This is a genomic window from Escherichia sp. 94.0001, assembly GCF_013369155.2.
Lineage (GTDB): Bacteria > Pseudomonadota > Gammaproteobacteria > Enterobacterales > Enterobacteriaceae > Escherichia > Escherichia coli_F.
Genome location: NZ_JABWMS020000024.1, coordinates 37,732 through 58,407 on the forward strand (window position 1 = coordinate 37,732; position 20,676 = coordinate 58,407).

Here is a 20,676-nt window from a genome sequence, read left to right on the forward strand (position 1 = left end):
GTAAACACGTGGCGTTTTTGGCATAAGACAAATTTATGAGCGCTTCATCATTTCGAAGAAATCGTCATTGGTCTTGGTCATCGCCAGTTTATTAATGAGGAACTCCATGGCATCGATTTCGCCCATCGGGTGAATGATTTTGCGCAGGATCCACATTTTCTGCAGCTCTTCCTGAGTAGTGAGCAGCTCTTCTTTACGGGTACCGGAACGGTTGTAGTCGATTGCCGGGAAGACGCGTTTTTCAGCGATCTTACGAGAGAGGTGCAGTTCCATGTTGCCTGTACCTTTAAACTCTTCGTAGATAACTTCGTCCATCTTGGAACCGGTATCGATAAGCGCGGTAGCGATGATGGTCAGGCTGCCGCCCTCTTCCACATTACGCGCCGCACCGAAGAAGCGTTTCGGGCGATGCAGGGCGTTGGCATCCACACCACCGGTCAGCACTTTACCTGACGCCGGAACAACGGTGTTGTAAGCACGCGCCAAACGAGTGATGGAGTCGAGCAGAATGATAACGTCTTTCTTGTGCTCAACCAGGCGTTTCGCCTTCTCGATCACCATTTCCGCAACCTGAACGTGGCGAGATGCGGGTTCGTCAAAGGTAGAAGCAACAACTTCACCTTTTACCAGACGCTGCATCTCGGTGACTTCTTCCGGACGTTCGTCAATCAGCAGAACCATCAGCACACAATCCGGGTGGTTGTAAGCAATGCTCTGGGCAATGTTCTGCAGCAGCATGGTTTTACCGGCTTTCGGCGGTGCCACAATCAGACCACGCTGACCACGACCGATAGGTGATGCCAGGTCCAGTACGCGAGCGGTTAAATCTTCAGTAGAACCGTTACCACGTTCCATGCGCAGACGAGAGTTTGCGTGCAGCGGGGTTAAGTTCTCAAAGAGGATTTTGTTGCGGGCGTTTTCAGGTTTGTCGAAGTTAACTTCGTTAACTTTCAGCAGCGCAAAATAGCGTTCACCTTCTTTCGGCGGGCGAATCTTACCAGAGATGGTATCACCAGTGCGGAGGTTGAAACGGCGGATTTGGCTAGGGGAAACGTAGATGTCATCAGGACCGGCGAGGTAGGAGCTGTCTGCGGAACGGAGGAAACCAAATCCATCCTGCAATATCTCCAGTACGCCATCACCAAAGATATCTTCGCCACTCTTTGCGTGCTGCTTCAGGATGGCAAAAATAATGTCCTGCTTACGCATACGAGCCAGGTTTTCCAGCCCCATATTTTCGCCGAGAGTGATCAGCTCAGAAACCGGCGTATTCTTTAATTCGGTAAGATTCATAGTGGTGTGAGTTCTTAAACTTGGGGTAAATCTCGAACTTAATGTTGTGAATGGTATGGCAGGATCATCCATGCCTGTTTACGGTCATCGACTCATGTCTTTTCGCTGCCTGGTCACAGGAGAGTACGCAGAACTGAAACGACAAGACGGATTGAGTGACGAGCCAGAAATCTGTTCACTTCGCATTTAAGATAAAACGGGAAGCGTTGGAAATTACAAGATTCAAACTTAATAAGGTATGTTTAATACGAAGTCAACACTAAGTTAGCATGACTCACGCCGGGCGTCCAGTTTTTAGCGACGGGGCACCCGAACATGAAATTCCCTTACGCCAGGTTAGCGTCGAGGAACTCTTTCAACTGACCTTTAGACAGTGCGCCCACTTTGGTTGCCGCCACTTCACCGTTTTTGAACAGCAGCAGAGTCGGGATACCACGGATGCCATATTTCGGCGCAGTGCCAGGGTTTTGATCGATGTTCAGTTTTGCAACGGTCAGTTTGCCCTGATATTCGTCAGCGATTTCATCCAGAATCGGGGCGATCATTTTGCACGGACCGCACCACTCTGCCCAGAAATCAACGAGGATCGCCCCGTCCGCTTTGAGTACATCCGTGTCAAAACTGTCGTCAGTCAGGTGAATAATTTTATCGCTCATATATAACTCCACAGGAATAAGCCTGGCGTGTTGGTTTCGTTGTTGGTGTAACATTAACCAACTAAAGGTTGACTTTATTTCACCGGATACGCTTTCGTAAAGCAATAGTAAGCTGATATTCTACCACACTATGAGCAAAACACATTTAACAGAACAGAAGTTTTCCGACTTCGCCCTGCATCCGAAGGTTGTAGAAGCCCTTGAAAAAAAAGGGTTTCATAACTGTACGCCCATTCAGGCACTGGCCCTTCCGCTGACGCTGGCGGGTCGTGACGTAGCCGGGCAGGCGCAAACCGGTACCGGGAAAACGATGGCGTTTCTTACGTCAACGTTTCATTATCTTCTCTCTCATCCCGCGATTGCCGATCGCAAGGTGAATCAGCCGCGTGCCTTAATTATGGCACCGACGCGTGAACTTGCCGTGCAGATCCACGCCGATGCGGAGCCACTGGCGCAAGCTACCGGCCTGAAGCTGGGTCTGGCTTACGGTGGTGATGGCTACGACAAACAGCTGAAAGTGCTGGAAAGCGGCGTTGACATACTGATTGGCACCACGGGTCGTTTAATTGACTACGCCAAGCAGAACCACATTAACCTCGGTGCCATTCAGGTGGTGGTACTGGACGAAGCCGATCGCATGTACGATCTGGGCTTTATTAAAGATATACGCTGGCTGTTCCGCCGTATGCCGCCTGCAAACCAGCGCCTCAACATGCTGTTCTCCGCCACGCTTTCGTACCGGGTACGCGAACTGGCATTCGAGCAGATGAACAATGCCGAATATATTGAAGTGGAACCGGAACAGAAAACGGGCCACCGTATAAAAGAAGAGCTTTTCTACCCTTCTAACGAAGAAAAAATGCGTTTGCTGCAAACGCTGATTGAAGAAGAATGGCCAGACCGAGCGATTATTTTCGCCAACACCAAACATCGTTGTGAAGAGATCTGGGGCCACCTGGCGGCAGATGGTCATCGTGTCGGTTTGTTGACAGGCGATGTCGCGCAGAAAAAACGTCTGCGTATCCTTGATGAATTTACCCGTGGCGATCTGGATATTCTGGTTGCCACCGACGTTGCTGCGCGTGGTTTGCACATCCCTGCGGTGACGCACGTCTTTAACTACGATTTACCCGATGACTGTGAAGATTACGTTCACCGTATTGGTCGTACAGGTCGCGCAGGCGCAAGCGGTCACTCTATCAGCCTGGCCTGTGAAGAGTATGCATTGAATTTGCCTGCTATTGAGACCTATATTGGTCACTCAATTCCGGTAAGCAAATACAATCCGGACGCATTGATGACCGATCTGCCAAAACCGCTGCGCCTCACACGCCCGCGTACAGGTAATGGTCCGCGTCGTACTGGCGCTCCGCGTAATCGTCGTCGTTCAGGTTAAATAAAAAATGTCATACTCAAAATCATTCAAACTGTATCAAGATGGCAAGAGAGTTAATCCCAATGAGCTTACTGTAGTAAGTGATTCGGGTGAAAGAACGCAGCCAACGCAGAGACAGAATGAAGGATGAAGAGTATGGGTTCCACCTCGTCATTATATGCAGCCATTGATCTCGGTTCGAATAGTTTTCATATGCTGGTTGTGCGCGAGGTGGCTGGAAGCATCCAGACGCTGACGCGAATTAAACGCAAAGTGCGTCTGGCTGCTGGCCTGAACAGCGAAAATGCCCTGTCTAATGAAGCAATGGAGCGCGGTTGGCAATGTTTGCGCCTGTTTGCTGAACGTCTGCAAGATATCCCTCCCTCGCAAATTCGCGTTGTCGCCACGGCGACATTACGCCTTGCCGTCAATGCCGGTGATTTTATTGCCAAAGCGCAGGAAATCCTCGGTTGTCCGGTACAAGTGATCAGCGGTGAAGAAGAAGCTCGCCTGATTTATCAGGGGGTTGCTCACACCACTGGCGGTGCCGATCAGCGCCTGGTGGTGGATATCGGCGGCGCCAGTACTGAACTGGTAACCGGCACGGGCGCACAAACCACCTCGTTGTTCAGCCTGTCGATGGGCTGCGTCACCTGGCTGGAACGCTATTTTGCCGATCGTAATCTGGGGCAGGAAAATTTTGATGCCGCAGAAAAAGCGGCACGCGAAGTGTTACGTCCGGTTGCCGATGAATTGCGGTATCACGGCTGGAAAGTATGCGTTGGTGCTTCCGGCACTGTGCAGGCCTTACAAGAAATCATGATGGCACAGGGGATGGATGAACGGATTACCCTGGAAAAGTTGCAGCAACTGAAACAGCGCGCCATTCATTGTGGTCGACTGGAGGAACTGGAGATCGACGGGCTGACGCTGGAACGTGCGTTAGTGTTCCCGAGTGGTCTGGCGATCCTGATAGCCATTTTTACCGAACTGAATATTCAGTGTATGACCCTGGCTGGCGGTGCACTGCGTGAAGGCCTGGTCTACGGCATGTTGCATCTGGCCGTCGAGCAGGATATTCGCAGCCGTACGCTGCGTAATATTCAACGCCGCTTTATGATCGATATTGATCAGGCTCAGCGAGTAGCCAAAGTTGCGGCTAATTTCTTCGATCAGGTGGAAAACGAATGGCATCTTGAAGCAATAAGCCGTGATTTGCTCATCAGCGCCTGTCAGCTTCATGAAATCGGTCTGAGCGTTGATTTCAAACAAGCGCCGCAACATGCTGCTTATCTGGTGCGTAATCTGGATCTTCCCGGTTTTACGCCTGCACAGAAAAAATTACTGGCGACGCTACTACTCAACCAGACGAACCCAATAGATCTCTCCTCGTTGCATCAACAAAATGCCGTACCGCCACGCGTCGCAGAACAACTCTGCCGTTTACTACGCCTGGCCATCATTTTTGCCAGCCGTCGCCGTGACGATCTCGTGCCAGAGATGACATTAAAGGCCAACCATGAACTGTTGACCTTGACGCTTCCGCAAGGTTGGCTAACCCAACATCCGCTGGGTAAAGAGATTATTGATCAGGAAAGCCAGTGGCAAAGCTATGTTCACTGGCCGTTGGAAGTGCATTAAAGAGTAATATGCTGGGTGCGATGCTCGCGCATCTTACCCGGCCTTGATTATTTCCCTCGTTTTGCTGCCATCATCGCCTTCAGATTTGCCAGATGGTTTTGGCCTTTCTGCATTCGTTCTTCGGCGCTGACAACTTTGCGCTCCTGTTCCCATACCAAATCATCCTGCGGCAGCTCCAGCAGGAAGCGACTCGGCTCCGGGCGCACAAGTTCGCCGTACTGACGGCGTTCTTTACACAGCGTAAAGGTCAATTCCTTCTGGGCGCGGGTGATGCCAACATAGGCCAGCCGACGCTCCTCATCAATATTGTCTTCATCGATGCTGCTCTGGTGAGGCAAAAATCCTTCTTCCATACCGACCATGTAGACATAAGGAAACTCCAGCCCTTTTGACGCGTGCAGAGTCATCAGTTGTACCTGATCCAGCTCTTCCTCGCTCTCGCCGCGCTCCATCATGTCTCGCAGAGTAAAGCGCGTCACCACCTGAGTGAGCGTCATCGGCTCATCCAGTTCACTGCCTTCCAGCATCTCCGTCATCCAGCTAAACAGTTGGTTGACGTTCTTCATGCGCATTTCGGCAGCTTTCGGGCTGGGCGATGTTTCATACAGCCAGGATTCATAATCCATGCCGTGGATCAGATCGCGTACTGCGGCAATCGGTTCCCGCTCCGCCAGGCGCTGGATTTCCGCTAGCCAGTGAGTGAAGCGGGTCAATGCTTCATAACCACGTCCACTAAGCGTCTGACTCAGGCCCATATCAAAACTGGCGGTAAACATACTTTTATTGCGCGTCATCGCCCACTCGCCCAGCTTTTTCAGCGTCGCCGGGCCAATCTCTCGTTTCGGCGTGTTAACGATACGCAGAAATGCGCTGTCATCGTCCGGGTTAGCCAGCACGCGCAGATAAGCCAGCAAATCTTTGATTTCTGGGCGAGAGAAAAACGACGTGCCACCGGAAATTTTGTACGGGATGCGGTTTTGCATCAGGAATTTTTCAAACACCCGCGACTGATGGTTACCACGATAAAGAATGGCGTAATCTTTGTACTGCGTTTTATTGACGAAGTGATGGGCGATCAATTCACCGGTGACGCGCTCGGCCTCATGTTCCTCGTTATTCGCGCTTAAAACTTTTAGCTCTGTGCCGTAACCCAGTTCAGAAAAAAGACGCTTTTCAAAGACGTGCGGGTTATTGGCGATAAGGATGTTCGCCGCTTTCAGAATACGCCCGGAAGAGCGATAGTTCTGTTCGAGTTTAATCACCTTCAACGCAGGGAAATCCTGGCTCAACAGCACCAGGTTTTGCGGACGGGCACCGCGCCAGGAGTAGATCGACTGGTCATCATCGCCTACCACGGTAAAACGTGCGCGGCTGCCCACCAGCAGTTTCACCAGTTCATACTGGCTGGTGTTGGTGTCCTGATACTCATCCACCAGCAGGTAGCGAATTTTGTTCTGCCAGCGCTCGCGGACTTCTTCATTGCGTTGCAGCAGTAACGTCGGCAATAAAATCAGATCATCGAAGTCGAGAACGTTACAGGCTTTCAGGTGTGAATCATACAGCCCATAACAATGGGCAAAAATGCGATCCCGCTCGCCCTTTGCTTCTGCCGCCGCCTGCGCCGGTGTTTTGAGATCGTTCTTCCAGTTAGAGATGGTCGAAATCAGCTGTTGCAGAAGAACTTTGTCATCTTCAATCAGCCCCTCGGTCAGTTCTTTGAGCAACGCCAGTTGATCGGTATCGTCAAACAGTGAAAAGTTCGCTTTCATCCCAAGCGCCGCATACTCCCGTTTGATGATATCCAGCCCTAATGTATGGAAGGTGGAGATCATCAGCCCGCGCGCCTCTTTACGCCCCAGCGTCTGCCCGACACGCTCTTTCATCTCGCGCGCCGCCTTATTGGTAAAGGTCACCGCCGCGATATGCCGTGCCTGATAACCGCAACCGCGGATCAGATGGGCGATTTTATTGGTGATAACACGAGTTTTACCGGAACCCGCGCCCGCCAGCACCAGGCAGGGGCCGGTAACGAATTCGACAGCTTGTTGTTGGCCGGGGTTTAGACGCATAGGTGTATTGCTCAATCTTCGAACGGGGGGAGGATTGTAGCAGAATCGCATTTGAATGTGACCGAGTGAAAACCGCTAACCGGATGGCTGCGGATGTTTAAATCAGAGAGGGAAGGCCGAAACCGGAGTGCATCATGAATCCATTAGACTTAGAAAATATCGGGTCGTAACGTTGTGTTATTACTTTTTCAGAGTTTACTAAGGAGAGGTTTACTCGTGGCGATTAATTTCAGCCCCAAGGTTGGTGAAATACTGGAATGCAACTTTGGTAACTATCCTGTTAGCCAGAATGGACAGTTCAGCACGACGTATTACGATGGCCGCATTCCACCTGAGATGATAAAAAATAGGTTGGTTGTCGTGCTCAACGGAAAAATTAATGGCAACGCATGTATCGTCGTTCCATTATCAACCACTCGCGACCATGACAAGTTAAATCGTGGAATGCATGTTGAAATAGCCAGTAATGTTATCAATGACCTGCAATTCTTTGATCAGCAGATACGTTGGGCTAAAGCCGACCTGGTACAACAAGTCAGTCGAAACCGATTAAACAGAGCAAGGACTTATCGGGGGTATCTTAATCAATGTTTGCCACATGAGTTGGTTGCAGACATACAGAGGGCAGTCATCAAGTCAATCAATGCCATATCGCTCATAAATTGACAATAAAATCACCATCCCCGATAATGACTCTGTAGCCCATAGAGGCCCTAAGTTTTCTCCCCTTGAGGGACCTGCGAAGCCCGGATTTTCCGGGCTTTTGCCATATATGTCCCCCCTCCCTGACTGACAATTTTTAATTCAAGGCACGATCATGGCAAAAACAGCAGCAGCACTGCATATCCTTGTAAAAGAAGAGAAACTGGCTCTGGAACTTCTCGAGCAGATTAAGAATGGTGCCGATTTCGGCAAGCTGGCGAAGAAACACTCTATTTGCCCGTCAGGGAAACGCGGCGGTGATTTAGGTGAATTCCGCCAGGGCCAGATGGTTCCGGCGTTCGATAAAGTGGTTTTCTCTTGTCCGGTACTGGAGCCAACCGGTCCGCTGCATACCCAGTTCGGGTATCACATCATTAAGGTGCTTTACCGTAACTAACAGCAAGGCCTTCTCCGGGAGAAGGCCTTGAACTCTGAATCGCACTTAACCCGCAACTGCAATACGTTTCATATCCGTCATATAGCCGCGCAGTTTCTTACCTACCTGCTCAATCGCATGGCTGCGAATCGCTTCGTTCACATCACGCAACTGCGCGTTATCTACCGCACCTTCCGGAATAGCTTTACCCAGGTCGCCCGGTTGCAGCTCTGCCATAAACGGTTTCAGCAACGGCACACAAGCGTAAGAGAACAGATAGTTACCGTACTCGGCGGTATCAGAGATAACCACGTTCATTTCGTACAGACGCTTACGGGCGATGGTATTGGCAATCAGCGGCAGTTCGTGCAGTGATTCATAGTAAGCAGACTCTTCGATGATGCCGGAATCAACCATGGTTTCGAATGCCAGCTCAACGCCTGCTTTTACCATCGCGATCATCAGTACGCCTTTATCGAAGTACTCCTGCTCGCCGATTTTGCCTTCATACTGCGGCGCGGTTTCGAACGCGGTTTTGCCGGTCTCTTCACGCCAGGTCAGCAGTTTCTTATCGTCGTTAGCCCAGTCCGCCATCATGCCGGAAGAGAATTCGCCAGAGATGATATCGTCCATATGTTTCTGGAACAGCGGTGCCATGATCTCTTTCAGTTGCTCTGACAGCGCATAAGCACGCAGTTTCGCCGGGTTAGAGAGACGGTCCATCATCAGGGTGATGCCGCCCTGCTTCAGGGCTTCGGTGATGGTTTCCCAACCGAACTGAATCAGTTTTTCTGCATATGCCGGGTCGGTGCCTTCTTCCACCAGCTTGTCGAAGCACAGCAGAGAGCCAGCCTGCAACATACCGCACAGAATGGTTTGCTCGCCCATCAGGTCAGATTTCACTTCCGCAACAAAGGACGACTCCAGCACGCCCGCACGGTGACCACCGGTGGCTGCCGCCCATGCTTTAGCGATCGCCATGCCTTCGCCTTTCGGATCGTTTTCCGGGTGAACGGCAATCAGCGTCGGTACGCCAAACCCACGTTTGTACTCTTCACGCACTTCGGTGCCAGGGCATTTCGGCGCAACCATTACTACGGTGATGTCTTTACGGATCTGCTCGCCCACTTCGACGATGTTGAAACCATGCGAGTAACCCAGCGCCGCGCCGTCTTTCATCAGCGGCTGTACGGAACGCACCACGTCGGAGTGCTGTTTGTCTGGCGTCAGGTTAACGACCAGATCCGCCTGCGGGATCAGCTCTTCATAAGTGCCAACTTTAAAACCGTTTTCGGTCGCTTTACGCCAGGATGCGCGCTTCTCAGCGATCGCTTCTTTACGCAGGGCATAGGAGATGTCCAGACCAGAATCACGCATGTTCAGGCCCTGGTTCAGACCCTGTGCGCCACAACCGACGATGACCACTTTTTTACCCTGAAGGTAGCTCGCGCCGTCAGCGAATTCGTCGCGGCCCATAAAGCGACATTTACCCAGTTGCGCCAGTTGCTGGCGCAGATTCAGTGTATTGAAGTAGTTAGCCATGGTGATTCCTCGTGATGTTGTGCTTCTTATTGTTCGGTTCGCTGATGAGCGAGAATGTCACCACATTACAACAGGAAATTTATTGCGGAAATTGATATATTCACAACGTCATGTTGCAATTTCTGCAACGTCCTAACCGGGGGATCTACCAGTGGATTTACGCGACCTGAAAATGTTTCTACATCTGGCGGAAAGCCGCCATTTTGGCCGCAGCGCACGGGCGATGCACGTCAGTCCGTCCACGCTTTCGCGTCAGATTCAGCGCCTGGAAGACGATCTCGGTCAACCATTGTTTGTACGCGATAACCGTACGGTGACGCTGACGGAAGCGGGCGAAGAACTGCGCGTTTTCGCCCAGCAAACACTGTTGCAGTATCAGCAATTGCGCCACACCATCGACCAGCAAGGGCCGTCCCTCTCTGGCGAATTACATATCTTCTGCTCGGTGACCGCTGCCTACAGCCATCTGCCGCCGATTCTGGATCGCTTCCGCGCGGAACACCCGTCGGTGGAGATTAAACTCACTACTGGTGATGCGGCGGATGCAATGGAAAAAGTTGTAACGGGGGAAGCGGATCTGGCGATTGCCGGGAAGCCGGAGACGCTGCCCGGTGCGGTGGCGTTTTCGATGCTGGAGAACCTTGCGGTGGTGCTGATCGCGCCAGCCTTACCGTGCCCGGTGCGTAATCAGGTTTCGGTAGAGAAGCCGGACTGGTCTACAGTGCCGTTTATCATGGCCGATCAGGGACCGGTACGCCGCCGCATTGAACTGTGGTTCCGACGCAACAAAATCAGCAACCCGATGATTTACGCCACAGTCGGTGGGCATGAAGCGATGGTATCGATGGTGGCGCTCGGCTGCGGCGTGGCCTTGTTGCCAGAAGTGGTGCTGGAAAACAGCCCGGAACCGGTGCGTAACCGCGTGATGATTCTGGAGCGTAGCGATGAGAAAACGCCGTTTGAACTGGGTGTGTGTGCACAAAAAAAGCGGCTGCATGAGCCGCTGATTGAGGCTTTCTGGAAGATTTTACCGAACCATTAACCCGCCAAAAAGAACCTGAACGCCGGGTTATGGGTTTCGTCGTGGCAATCGTAGCCCAGCTCATTCAGCCGGGTTTCGAAATCCGGTTCGTGGTCGCCAAGCTCGAACGCCGCCAGTACGCGCCCGTAGTCGGTGCCGTGGCTGCGATAATGGAAAAGCGAAATGTTCCAGTGGGTACCTAGCGTGTTGAGGAAGCGCAGCAGCGCACCCGGTGATTCCGGGAATTCGAAGCTGTAGAGACGTTCCTGCAACGGATGCGATGGACGCCCGCCAACCATATAGCGCACGTGTAGCTTCGCCATTTCGTCGTCGGAGAGATCAACCACGCTGTAGCCGCCATCGTTGAGCATCTGCAAAATTTCTCTTCGCTCTTCGAGCCCGCGGCTTAAGCGCACGCCGACAAAGATGCAGGCGTTTTTGGCATCGGCAAAGCGGTAGTTGAACTCGGTGACCGAACGCCCGCCAAGCAACTGGCAGAACTTCAGGAAGCTGCCTTTTTCTTCCGGAATGGTCACCGCCAGCAATGCTTCACGTTGTTCGCCCAGTTCGCAGCGTTCCGAGACGTAGCGCAGGCCGTGGAAGTTCACGTTAGCACCGGAAAGAATATGCGCCAGCCGTTCACCGCGAATGTTGTGCTGAGCGATATATTTTTTCATCCCTGCCAGTGCCAGCGCGCCGGAGGGTTCCGCCACCGCGCGCACATCTTCGAATAAATCCTTCATCGCCGCACAGATAGCATCACTATCGACGGTGATGATGTCGTCGAGATACTCCTGGCACAAACGGAAGGTTTCGTCGCCAATGCGTTTTACCGCAACGCCTTCAGCAAACAGCCCCACGCGCGGCAGATCCACAGGATGACCCGCATCCAGCGCCGCTTTCAGGCAGGCGGAGTCTTCCGCTTCAACGGCGATCACTTTGATTTGCGGCATCAGTTGTTTGATCAGCACCGCCACACCCGCCGCCAGACCGCCGCCGCCGACCGGCACAAACACGCGGTCAAGATGGGCATCCTGCTGGAGCAGTTCCAGCGCCAGCGTGCCTTGCCCGGCGATCACCATCGGATGATCGAACGGCGGCACCCAGGTGAAGCCCTGCTGCTGTGACAGTTCGATCGCTTTGGCTTTCGCTTCATCAAAGTTCGCGCCATGAAGCAGCACTTCGCCGCCAAAGCCGCGTACCGCATCGACTTTGATATCGGCGGTGGCGGTTGGCATGACGATCAGCGCCTTCACGCCTAACCGTGCGGAAGAAAACGCGACGCCCTGCGCGTGATTACCCGCCGAGGCAGTGATCACGCCATGCGCTTTTTGTTCTTCCGTCAGGCCCGCCATCATGGCGTATGCACCGCGCAGCTTAAAGCTGTGTACCGGCTGGCGATCTTCGCGCTTCACCAGAATCACGTTATCAAGACGCGACGAGAGCTTTTCCATTTTTTGTAGCGGCGTGACCTGCGCCGCCTCGTAAACCGGTGCACGTAGCACCGCTCTTAAATATTCGGCGCCTTCCGGAGCACCAGACAGGGGTTGTGAGTCTGCCATCATTAACCCCCCAGTTTCGATTTATCGCGCACCGCGCCTTTGTCGGCGCTGGTTGCCAGGCTGGCGTAGGCGCGCAGGGCAAAGGAAACCTGACGTTCACGGTTTTTCGGCGTCCAGGCTTTGTCGCCACGGGCTTCCTGCGCTTCACGACGGGCCGCCAGTTCGGCATCGCTTACCTGTAACTGAATGCCACGGTTCGGAATGTCGATAGCGATCAGGTCACCATCTTCAATCAGGCCAATGCTGCCGCCGCTTGCCGCTTCCGGCGAGACGTGGCCGATGGAAAGACCAGAGGTGCCGCCGGAGAAGCGTCCATCGGTGATCAGCGCACAGGCTTTGCCGAGCCCCATTGATTTCAGGAAGCTGGTTGGGTAGAGCATTTCCTGCATGCCAGGGCCGCCTTTCGGGCCTTCATAGCGGATCACCACCACATCGCCCGCGACAACTTTACCACCGAGGATCGCGTCTACCGCGTCGTCCTGGCTTTCGTACACTTTCGCCGGGCCGGTGAATTTTAGGATGCTGTCATCGACGCCTGCGGTTTTAACGATGCAGCCGTTTTCTGCGAAATTACCGTAGAGCACCGCCAGACCGCCGTCTTTGCTGTAGGCGTGTTCCAGCGAGCGGATACAGCCATTGGAGCGATCGTCGTCCAGCGTATCCCAGCGGCAATCCTGCGAGAATGCCTGTGTAGTACGAATGCCCGCAGGGCCAGCGCGGAACATATTTTTTACCGCATCATCCTGGGTCACGACGATGTCGTATTGCTCAAGGGTTTGCGGCAACGTCAGGCCAAGTACGTTTTTCACATCACGGTTCAGTAACCCCGCGCGATCCAGTTCGCCGAGAATACCGATAACACCACCAGCACGGTGAACATCTTCCATATGGTATTTCTGGGTGCTCGGCGCGACTTTACACAGCTGCGGTACTTTGCGGGAGAGCTTATCGATATCACTCATGGTGAAGTCGATTTCCGCTTCCTGTGCCGCCGCCAGCAGGTGAAGTACGGTGTTAGTCGATCCGCCCATCGCGATATCCAGCGTCATGGCGTTTTCAAACGCCGCCTTACTGGCGATGTTACGCGGCAGTGCGCTTTCATCATCCTGTTCGTAGTAACGTTTGGTCAATTCAACAATGCGTTTACCGGCATTGAGGAACAACTGCTTACGGTCAGCGTGGGTTGCCAGCAGCGAGCCGTTGCCCGGCTGCGACAGACCCAGAGCTTCGGTCAGGCAGTTCATCGAGTTAGCGGTGAACATCCCGGAGCAGGAACCGCAGGTCGGGCAGGCGGAACGTTCAACCTGCTCGCTCTGCGAGTCAGAGACTTTCGGGTCTGCGCCCTGGATCATCGCATCCACCAGATCGAGCTTGATGATCTGATCGGACAGTTTGGTCTTCCCGGCTTCCATCGGGCCGCCGGAAACAAAGATCACCGGAATATTCAGGCGCAGGGAGGCCATCAGCATCCCCGGGGTGATTTTGTCGCAGTTAGAGATGCAGACCATGGCGTCGGCGCAGTGGGCATTGACCATATACTCAACGGAATCAGCGATCAGTTCGCGAGATGGCAGTGAATAAAGCATCCCCCCGTGGCCCATAGCGATCCCATCATCCACCGCAATGGTATTGAACTCTTTGGCAACGCCGCCAGCCGCTTCAATTTGTTCGGCGACCAGTTTACCGAGATCGCGCAGATGAACGTGACCCGGTACAAATTGGGTGAACGAGTTCACAACCGCGATAATCGGCTTACCGAAATCGGCGTCGGTCATTCCGGTGGCGCGCCACAGCGCACGAGCACCCGCCATATTACGACCATGAGTGGTGGTGGCGGAACGGTACTTAGGCATACTTTATTTACTCCCAGTGTCTGTCTCGTAAATGGGACGGTGCGTGCCGTCCCATTTTTTGTATTTATTGATTAACTTGATCTAACCAGCCCCATTTATCTTCGGTTTCACCAGTGAAGAGGCCGAAGAAGGCTTGCTGGATGCGTTTGGTAACCGGGCCACAACGGCCTTCGCCTACCTGGATACCATCTACACTGCGCACTGGCGTGATTTCAGCCGCTGTACCAGACATAAACACTTCATCCGCCAGGTACAGTGATTCGCGCGACAGCACCTGCTCACGCACTTCAATTCCCAGTTCTTTCGCCAGTTTGATGATGGCGTCACGGGTAATCCCCGGCAGCGCGGATGAGGTGAACGGTGGGGTAAACAGCACACCGTCTTTCACTTCAAACAGGTTTTCGCCCGCACCTTCAGAGATATAACCATTCACGTCCAGCGCGATACCTTCCTGATAACCGTGGCGGCGCGCTTCGCTACCCACCAGCAGAGAAGAGAGGTAGTTACCACCGGCTTTTGCCGCGGTTGGGATGGTGTTTGGCGCTGCGCGGTTCCAGGAGGAAACCATTGCATCGATCCCCTGCTCCAGCGCTTCTGCACCCAGATACGCTCCCCACGGGAAAGCGGCGATAATCACGTCGGTTGAGTATCCCGCTGGCGGGTTTACGCCCATGCCAACATCACCGACGAAGATCAGCGGACGGATATAGGCGCTGGTGAGATTGTTTTTGCGGATCACGTCACGACACGCTTCCATCAGCTCATCAATGCTCTGCGAAACCGGGAAGCGATAGATTTTGGCGGAGTCATGCAGACGCTGCATATGCTCACGATGGCGGAATACAACTGGTCCTTTGTGCGAGTCATAGCAACGGATACCTTCAAAAACTGAGGTACCATAGTGCAGCGCGTGCGACATCACATGCACCTTCGCGTCTTCCCAGCGAACCATTTCCCCATTGAACCAAATGTAATCAGCTTTCTTCGTGGTCATTTTTATATTCCTTTTGCGCTCAGGCGCGGATTTGTTGTGATGTGGTTGTGCTCTGGCAGATGGCAACGTGTGCGACGTCCACCAGTTTATTTAACTGACTAAACAGTAAGTCGACCGACCGTGGGCTGGCAACGGTCAATTCGATATTTATATTTTGTGCATCGCTGGCGGCGGCCATATTCATTGAGCAGACGTGGAAACCACGATGACGCACCACGCGTAAAACACGTTCTAAGGTTTCCGGATTGAAGCGAGCCGATACATTGACCTGATGTTGCATCATGATAATTTCTCCAACATTTCTGAATTACTGGCGCCAGGCGGCACCAGCGGCCAGACGTTCTCAAGTTCGTCGATTGAGACATGAAGCAGGTATGGCCCATCACTGTTCAGCATGGTGTCGAGTGCCGCTTCAACCTGGTCTTTACGGGTGATGTGTTGGCCAGGGATGCCGAATGCGCTGGCTAACATGAGGAAATCGGGATTATCGGTAAGGGTGGTTTCGCTATATCGTTCCTGGAAAAACAGTTGCTGCCATTGTCGAACCATCCCTAACCGTTGGTTATCGAGTAAGACGATTTTCAACGGTAACTGCTTGCGTTTTACGGTGCCCAGCTCTTGCACATTCATCATGAAAGAGCCGTCACCGGAGATACAGACGACGGTATCGTTCGGCCGCGCAACTTGCGCACCAACCGCTGCCGGTAAACCAAACCCCATGGTGCCTAATCCGCTTGAAGTGATGAAATTTTCCGGGCGAGTGTGGACGATGTGCTGCGCGGCCCACATCTGGTGCTGCCCTACATCTGTGGTTACTACACAATCTTCAGGTTTACGATCCGACAGTTGTTTTAACAACAACGGCGCGTAGATAGCATCACCGGGATGGTTGTAACGCCATGCATGTTCATCACGCAGCTGCGCGCAGTGTTGCTGCCAGTCATTGATATTCAACGGCTGTCGTAATGCCGGTAACAGAGCATTTAAATCACCCTGCAATGCCACATGCGCCTGACGCAGCTTGTTCATTTCTGCCGGGTCGATATCCATATGGATAACACTGGCGTGTGGTGCGAAGGTGTTCAGTTTGCCAGTTACCCGGTCATCAAAACGTGCACCCACGGCGATCAACAAGTCACATTCCTGCACCGCAAAGTTCGCCGCTTTGGTGCCGTGCATCCCCAGCATGCCCAGATAGTACGGATAATCCGCATCAACTGCGCCAAGTCCTTTCAGCGTGCAGGTGGCAGGCATTTTTGTGGCAGAGAGAAATTCTCGTAATGCAGGAACTGCCTGCGCCATACCCACGCCACCGCCAACGTACAGCATCGGTTTTTGCGCTTTTGCCAACATCTGGCGCGCTTGCTCGACTTCGGCATGTGGGAAAGTCACTTCGTTTTCAACGGTGGTGAACCAGGGTTCCAGATCGCCGCTGGCTAACTGGATATCTTTTGGGATATCGACCAGAACCGGACCTGGACGACCTGAACTGGCAACGTCGAATGCTTCAGCCATGATGCGCGGCAACTCTTCCAGTGATTGCACCAGGAAACTGTGCTTGGTGCAGGCTAACGACAACCCCAGGACATCAACTTCCTGAAATGCGTCGGTGCCGATGAAGGGAGCGGACACCTGACCGGTGATGGCAACAACAGGGATGGAATCTAACAGTGCGTCCGCAAGCCCGGTTATCAGGTTGGTTGCGCCCGGACCAGATGTGGCGATACATACGCCAGTTTTGCCGGTAGCACGGGCATAACCGATAGCCGCCATTGCCGCGCCCTGCTCATGCCGGCACAGCAAGTGCTCCACGCCGCCGTCATACAATGCATCGTAAACCGGCATAATTGCGCCACCCGGATAACCGAAAACGGTATTCACACCTTGTGCCCGCAACGCATGTACCACCCACTGTGCGCCATTCATAGTTAGTTCCCCGTCCTGAATCTTGAGAAACAGAATTTTGTGCTGTTATTCATTGTCTGCTCCTCGGTTATGTTTTTAAGGTCAAAAAAAACCCCCGGACCTTTCGGTGCGGGGGTCTTAGTTCGTTAAGGCTTGATCTCTAAGCCTTTCCTCGTCCAAGTGCAGCCCCGCACGGTGGGATAATAATCACCACCACGCTAATCACGACCAGGCTAATCACTCGTAGAAGGGCTGTCATTTTGTCTTTTCTTGCATCTTGTTCGAAGGAATGCCTAAAGAGTTACCATAGATTTTGCGAATAGCACAAGATATTTTTTGGCTGATTTTTATGATGTCTTTAATAATTTCAAGAGAAATTGTTGTTTTTTAAAAAGAAAATAGTGAGTGAAAAAAATTCAATTTCAGTATGAATGTTGTACCCTTCCTCGTAGTTCATCCTTTGCCCGCTGCATTTTTGCGAGCATCGTTCCACCGCCAGAACAACTCAACTTCACTTGCACAAATAAACAGGAATCAGCCACTAAAATTCACGAATTAGCGGGCTACAGCAGCGATATCTTATGCACATAATGGTGACTCAAGGAGGGCTTATGTCACTGTCAATTGTTCATACCCGCGCAGCCCTGGGAGTAAATGCGCCCCCAATCACTGTTGAGGTACATATCAGTAAAGGTCTACCCGGCTTAACGATGGTGGGCTTACCAGAAACAACGGTAAAAGAAGCTCGCGATCGCGTGCGCAGCGCCATTATCAATAGCGGATATGAATATCCGGCGAAAAAAATCACCATCAACCTTGCTCCAGCCGATCTGCCAAAAGAAGGGGGACGATATGATTTGCCTATCGCTATTGCGTTACTGACGGCCTCAGAACAGCTTACAGCCAATAAGTTAGATGAATATGAATTAGTCGGAGAACTGGCGCTTACAGGCGCTCTGCGTGGCGTTCCCGGCGCAATCTCCAGTGCAACTGAAGCTATTAAGTCGGGCAGAAAAATTATCGTCGCGAAAGATAACGAAGATGAAGTGGGGCTAATTAACGGTGAAGGATGCCTGATAGCCGATCATCTGCAGGCTGTCTGTGCGTTTCTGGAAGGTAAGCACGCTCTCGAACGCCCGAAACCAACTGATGCAGTATCCCGGGCGCTACAACATGATCTCAGTGATGTTGTCGGTCAGGAGCAAGGAAAGCGAGGACTGGAAATTACCGCCGCTGGCGGACACAACCTTTTACTGATTGGACCGCCGGGAACAGGTAAAACAATGCTCGCCAGCCGTATTAATGGCCTGTTGCCAGATTTAAGCAATGAAGAGGCACTGGAGAGCGCTGCGATATTAAGTCTGGTAAATGCTGAATCAGTACAAAAACAATGGCGGCAGCGCCCGTTCCGCTCACCTCATCACAGTGCGTCGTTAACTGCGATGGTGGGCGGTGGTGCAATTCCAGGGCCTGGTGAAATTTCGCTGGCGCATAACGGCGTGCTTTTTCTTGATGAGTTACCTGAATTTGAACGGCGTACACTGGATGCCTTGCGAGAGCCGATTGAATCCGGGCAGATCCATCTTTCACGCACGCGAGCAAAAATAACCTATCCAGCCCGTTTCCAGCTTGTCGCGGCGATGAATCCCAGCCCTACCGGACATTATCAGGGAAACCATAACCGCTGCACACCAGAGCAAACGCTGCGTTATCTCAACCGACTCTCTGGTCCCTTTCTCGACCGCTTCGATCTCTCACTGGAGATCCCATTACCGCCACCCGGCATTTTGAGTAAAACGGTAGTGCCGGGAGAAAGCAGCGCCACCGTTAAACAACGCGTAATGGCCGCCAGAGAGCGCCAATTTAAGCGGCAGAATAAACTGAATGCCTGGCTGGATAGTCCGGAAATACGCCAATTCTGCAAGCTTGAGAGCGAAGATGCGCAGTGGCTGGAAGAAACGCTGCTTCATCTGGGGTTATCGATTCGTGCCTGGCAGCGGTTACTTAAAGTTGCACGAACCATTGCTGATATTGATCAGTCTGACATTATTACACGTCAGCATTTGCAAGAGGCTGTTAGCTATCGTGCTATCGACCGCTTGCTCATCCATTTGCAAAAACTGCTGACATAAAAAAAGGGCATTTCGCCCTTTTTATTAATCGTCAGAATCGGTGTAGTCTTCAGCACCTTCAACCTGCGGTTTACCGCCGGAAAGGGTGTGAAAACGTTTTGGACGCTTGATACGCGTCATATACTTGGACCACACGCGTTCTGCTTCTGTCACTGGCTCACGTTCGCCACGGCATACTGCTACGAAGAGTTTCTCTTCCTCGGTAACCGGCTCGCGTTTGCCGAGATCCAGCTCATTGAAGGCATAACCATGACGCTCAAGCAGTTGTGCCTCTTTGATGGTGAAATCACCATGACGAGAGAATCCACGTGGATAATGTTTATTGTCGAAATATCGATTAGTCGTCGTAAAGCTTTCCGCCATCCTGCACGCTCCTAATTCTTTGACCGAGCTAGTTATGGCGCGGAGTATTAGTTACGCTTGACAGAGTGTAAAACAAAACATTTAAATCATAACGACAAATAATTTTGCGGAGAGCACTGTGGATACGGAATTGTTAAAAACTTTCCTGGAAGTTAGCCGAACGCGTCACTTTGGTCGAGCGGCTGAATCGCTCTATCTGACCCAGTCAGCAGTGAGCTTTCGAATCAGACAACTGGAAAATCAACTGGGTGTGAACCTTTTCACCCGCCACAGAAACAATATCCGTTTAACCGCTGCCGGTGAAAAGCTACTGCCCTATGCAGAAACGCTCATGAGTACCTGGCAGGCCGCCCGTAAGGAGGTGGCGCATACCTCACGACATAATGAGTTTTCTATCGGTGCCAGCGCCTCGTTGTGGGAATGTATGCTTAATCAGTGGTTGGGACGCTTGTATCAAAACCAGGATACCCATACAGGTTTACAGTTCGAAGCGCGAATTGCCCAACGGCAGTCTCTGGTAAAACAGCTGCATGAACGCCAGCTTGATCTTCTTATTACTACTGAAGCACCCAAAATGGACGAATTTAGCAGTCAGTTGTTGGGGTATTTCACTTTAGCGCTTTATACCAGTGCCCCTTCTAAACTAAAGGGAGATCTAAACTATCTGCGATTAGAGTGGGGGCCAGATTTTCAACAGCATGAGGCAGGTTTGATCGGTGCTGACGAAGTTCCCATTCTGACAACGAGTTCAGCTGAACTGGCACAGCAACAGATTGCGACGCTTAATGGTTGCACCTGGCTACCCGTCAGTTGGGCGCGTAAAAAGGGCGGCCTGCATACCGTTGTCGATAGCACAACTCTTTCACGGCCGCTTTATGCCATATGGCTGCAAAATAGCGATAAAAATGCGTTGATTCGCGATCTATTGAAAATTAACGTGCTGGATGAAGTGTATTAATCTGAATGGCTGGCAAGGATGCCGATAGAAGAATTTACTTCGGAGAGGTTATTTCAGATAAAAAAAAATCCTTAGCTTTCGCTAAGGATGATTTCTGGCAGGGGCGGAGAGACTCGAACTCCCAACACCCGGTTTTGGAGACCGGTGCTCTACCAATTGAACTACGCCCCTAATTAGGGTGGCGGAACGGACGGGACTCGAACCCGCGACCCCCTGCGTGACAGGCAGGTATTC

Annotated in this window: 20 protein-coding genes and 1 tRNA gene; 7 read left to right on the forward strand and 14 right to left on the reverse strand. The window is 52.2% G+C overall.

The features are described 5' to 3' along the window. Window positions 1–33 precede the first annotated feature (33 nt). The 3 genes from rho to trxA all read right to left on the reverse strand — a co-directional run bounded on the left by rho (window position 34) and on the right by trxA (window position 1,949). Window positions 34–1,293, reverse strand: coding sequence for a transcription termination factor Rho (rho, locus tag HEN33_RS13280; protein WP_001054527.1), 1,260 nt, complete (start codon window positions 1,291–1,293; stop codon window positions 34–36). A gap of 84 nt (window positions 1,294–1,377) precedes the next feature. Beyond that, complete coding sequence (gene rhoL / locus HEN33_RS13285) at window positions 1,378–1,479, reverse strand: rho operon leader peptide RhoL (RefSeq protein WP_001295255.1); 102 nt, start codon at window positions 1,477–1,479, stop codon at window positions 1,378–1,380. Between the two features lie 140 nt (window positions 1,480–1,619). Then, window positions 1,620–1,949, reverse strand: coding sequence for a thioredoxin TrxA (gene trxA, locus HEN33_RS13290; protein ID WP_001280776.1), 330 nt, complete (start codon window positions 1,947–1,949; stop codon window positions 1,620–1,622). A gap of 130 nt (window positions 1,950–2,079) precedes the next feature. Here trxA and rhlB point away from each other — a divergent pair, with 130 nt between their 5' ends. Beyond that, a complete protein-coding gene (rhlB, locus tag HEN33_RS13295; RefSeq protein WP_000047508.1) occupies window positions 2,080–3,345 on the forward strand; it encodes an ATP-dependent RNA helicase RhlB in 1,266 nt (421 codons plus the stop codon). Window positions 3,346–3,480: 135 nt separating this feature from the next. Continuing rightward, a complete protein-coding gene (gene gppA / locus HEN33_RS13300) occupies window positions 3,481–4,965 on the forward strand; it encodes a guanosine-5'-triphosphate,3'-diphosphate diphosphatase (protein ID WP_001355380.1) in 1,485 nt (494 codons plus the stop codon). A 47-nt stretch (window positions 4,966–5,012) separates the two neighbouring features. Here the strand turns inward: gppA and rep are convergent, their stop codons facing one another. Then, on the reverse strand, window positions 5,013–7,034 hold the full coding sequence (rep, locus tag HEN33_RS13305) for a DNA helicase Rep (RefSeq protein WP_176263594.1): 2,022 nt from the start codon (window positions 7,032–7,034) through the stop codon (window positions 5,013–5,015). A 216-nt stretch (window positions 7,035–7,250) separates the two neighbouring features. On the opposite strand from rep, the gene HEN33_RS13310 reads away from it, so the two are divergent. Together HEN33_RS13310 and ppiC are read left to right on the forward strand one after the other, a co-directional pair. Beyond that, the gene (locus HEN33_RS13310; RefSeq protein WP_000996698.1) at window positions 7,251–7,700 is read left to right on the forward strand and encodes a type II toxin-antitoxin system PemK/MazF family toxin; all 450 of its coding nucleotides are present in this window, start codon (window positions 7,251–7,253) and stop codon (window positions 7,698–7,700) included. 151 nt (window positions 7,701–7,851) lie between these two features. Further along, complete coding sequence (ppiC, locus tag HEN33_RS13315) at window positions 7,852–8,133, forward strand: peptidylprolyl isomerase PpiC (protein ID WP_001140258.1); 282 nt, start codon at window positions 7,852–7,854, stop codon at window positions 8,131–8,133. A 45-nt stretch (window positions 8,134–8,178) separates the two neighbouring features. Here ppiC and ilvC read toward each other — a convergent pair whose 3' ends face one another. Further along, window positions 8,179–9,654, reverse strand: coding sequence for a ketol-acid reductoisomerase (gene ilvC, locus HEN33_RS13320; RefSeq protein ID WP_001296589.1), 1,476 nt, complete (start codon window positions 9,652–9,654; stop codon window positions 8,179–8,181). Window positions 9,655–9,805: 151 nt separating this feature from the next. Between ilvC and ilvY the strand changes: the two genes are divergently transcribed. Then, a complete protein-coding gene (gene ilvY, locus HEN33_RS13325) occupies window positions 9,806–10,696 on the forward strand; it encodes an HTH-type transcriptional activator IlvY (protein ID WP_032304143.1) in 891 nt (296 codons plus the stop codon). On the opposite strand, the gene ilvA is transcribed toward ilvY, so the two are convergent. The 7 genes from ilvA to ilvL all read right to left on the reverse strand — a co-directional run bounded on the left by ilvA (window position 10,693) and on the right by ilvL (window position 17,248). Next, window positions 10,693–12,237: a threonine ammonia-lyase, biosynthetic gene (ilvA, locus tag HEN33_RS13330; protein WP_105288346.1), complete on the reverse strand. Its 1,545-nt coding sequence runs from the start codon at window positions 12,235–12,237 to the stop codon at window positions 10,693–10,695. The two genes, ilvY and ilvA, sit on opposite strands and share 4 nt — an antisense overlap. A gap of 2 nt (window positions 12,238–12,239) precedes the next feature. Next, on the reverse strand, window positions 12,240–14,090 hold the full coding sequence (gene ilvD / locus HEN33_RS13335; RefSeq protein WP_176263595.1) for a dihydroxy-acid dehydratase: 1,851 nt from the start codon (window positions 14,088–14,090) through the stop codon (window positions 12,240–12,242). Between the two features lie 64 nt (window positions 14,091–14,154). After that, on the reverse strand, window positions 14,155–15,084 hold the full coding sequence (gene ilvE / locus HEN33_RS13340; protein WP_000208520.1) for a branched-chain-amino-acid transaminase: 930 nt from the start codon (window positions 15,082–15,084) through the stop codon (window positions 14,155–14,157). 19 nt (window positions 15,085–15,103) lie between these two features. After that, the gene (ilvM, locus tag HEN33_RS13345) at window positions 15,104–15,367 is read right to left on the reverse strand and encodes an acetolactate synthase 2 small subunit (protein ID WP_000983255.1); all 264 of its coding nucleotides are present in this window, start codon (window positions 15,365–15,367) and stop codon (window positions 15,104–15,106) included. Further along, window positions 15,364–17,010: an acetolactate synthase 2 catalytic subunit gene (gene ilvG, locus HEN33_RS13350; RefSeq protein ID WP_176263596.1), complete on the reverse strand. Its 1,647-nt coding sequence runs from the start codon at window positions 17,008–17,010 to the stop codon at window positions 15,364–15,366. Before ilvG ends, ilvM begins: the two co-directional genes overlap by 4 nt. A gap of 2 nt (window positions 17,011–17,012) precedes the next feature. Beyond that, the gene (ilvX, locus tag HEN33_RS13355; protein ID WP_001387183.1) at window positions 17,013–17,063 is read right to left on the reverse strand and encodes a peptide IlvX; all 51 of its coding nucleotides are present in this window, start codon (window positions 17,061–17,063) and stop codon (window positions 17,013–17,015) included. An 86-nt stretch (window positions 17,064–17,149) separates the two neighbouring features. Beyond that, a complete protein-coding gene (gene ilvL / locus HEN33_RS13360) occupies window positions 17,150–17,248 on the reverse strand; it encodes an ilv operon leader peptide (protein WP_001311244.1) in 99 nt (32 codons plus the stop codon). A 352-nt stretch (window positions 17,249–17,600) separates the two neighbouring features. Here ilvL and HEN33_RS13365 point away from each other — a divergent pair, with 352 nt between their 5' ends. Continuing rightward, complete coding sequence (locus tag HEN33_RS13365; RefSeq protein ID WP_105288344.1) at window positions 17,601–19,121, forward strand: YifB family Mg chelatase-like AAA ATPase; 1,521 nt, start codon at window positions 17,601–17,603, stop codon at window positions 19,119–19,121. A gap of 24 nt (window positions 19,122–19,145) precedes the next feature. Here HEN33_RS13365 and maoP read toward each other — a convergent pair whose 3' ends face one another. Continuing rightward, window positions 19,146–19,484 carry a macrodomain Ori organization protein MaoP gene (gene maoP, locus HEN33_RS13370; protein ID WP_000841001.1) on the reverse strand — a complete coding sequence of 113 codons (339 nt, stop codon included), beginning with the start codon at window positions 19,482–19,484 and terminating at the stop codon, window positions 19,146–19,148. A 118-nt stretch (window positions 19,485–19,602) separates the two neighbouring features. Between maoP and hdfR the strand changes: the two genes are divergently transcribed. After that, window positions 19,603–20,442, forward strand: coding sequence for an HTH-type transcriptional regulator HdfR (gene hdfR, locus HEN33_RS13375; RefSeq protein WP_032185545.1), 840 nt, complete (start codon window positions 19,603–19,605; stop codon window positions 20,440–20,442). A gap of 95 nt (window positions 20,443–20,537) precedes the next feature. Here hdfR and HEN33_RS13380 read toward each other — a convergent pair. Beyond that, window positions 20,538–20,613, reverse strand: a tRNA-Trp gene (locus tag HEN33_RS13380). Window positions 20,614–20,676: the final 63 nt, after the last annotated feature.

Excerpts from the sequence above, each read along its gene's own strand:
- rho (WP_001054527.1), bottom strand. The coding sequence starts at position 1,293 with ATGAATCTTACCGAATTAAAGAATACGCCGGTTTCTGAGCTGATCACT.
- rhoL (WP_001295255.1), bottom strand. The coding sequence starts at position 1,479 with ATGCGAAGTGAACAGATTTCTGGCTCGTCACTCAATCCGTCTTGTCGT.
- trxA (WP_001280776.1), bottom strand. The coding sequence starts at position 1,949 with ATGAGCGATAAAATTATTCACCTGACTGACGACAGTTTTGACACGGAT.
- rhlB (WP_000047508.1), top strand. The coding sequence starts at position 2,080 with ATGAGCAAAACACATTTAACAGAACAGAAGTTTTCCGACTTCGCCCTG.
- gppA (WP_001355380.1), top strand. The coding sequence starts at position 3,481 with ATGGGTTCCACCTCGTCATTATATGCAGCCATTGATCTCGGTTCGAAT.
- rep (WP_176263594.1), bottom strand. The coding sequence starts at position 7,034 with ATGCGTCTAAACCCCGGCCAACAACAAGCTGTCGAATTCGTTACCGGC.
- ppiC (WP_001140258.1), top strand. The coding sequence starts at position 7,852 with ATGGCAAAAACAGCAGCAGCACTGCATATCCTTGTAAAAGAAGAGAAA.
- ilvC (WP_001296589.1), bottom strand. The coding sequence starts at position 9,654 with ATGGCTAACTACTTCAATACACTGAATCTGCGCCAGCAACTGGCGCAA.
- ilvA (WP_105288346.1), bottom strand. The coding sequence starts at position 12,237 with ATGGCAGACTCACAACCCCTGTCTGGTGCTCCGGAAGGCGCCGAATAT.
- ilvD (WP_176263595.1), bottom strand. The coding sequence starts at position 14,090 with ATGCCTAAGTACCGTTCCGCCACCACCACTCATGGTCGTAATATGGCG.
- ilvE (WP_000208520.1), bottom strand. The coding sequence starts at position 15,084 with ATGACCACGAAGAAAGCTGATTACATTTGGTTCAATGGGGAAATGGTT.
- ilvM (WP_000983255.1), bottom strand. The coding sequence starts at position 15,367 with ATGATGCAACATCAGGTCAATGTATCGGCTCGCTTCAATCCGGAAACC.
- ilvG (WP_176263596.1), bottom strand. The coding sequence starts at position 17,010 with ATGAATGGCGCACAGTGGGTGGTACATGCGTTGCGGGCACAAGGTGTG.
- ilvL (WP_001311244.1), bottom strand. The coding sequence starts at position 17,248 with ATGACAGCCCTTCTACGAGTGATTAGCCTGGTCGTGATTAGCGTGGTG.
- HEN33_RS13365 (WP_105288344.1), top strand. The coding sequence starts at position 17,601 with ATGTCACTGTCAATTGTTCATACCCGCGCAGCCCTGGGAGTAAATGCG.
- maoP (WP_000841001.1), bottom strand. The coding sequence starts at position 19,484 with ATGGCGGAAAGCTTTACGACGACTAATCGATATTTCGACAATAAACAT.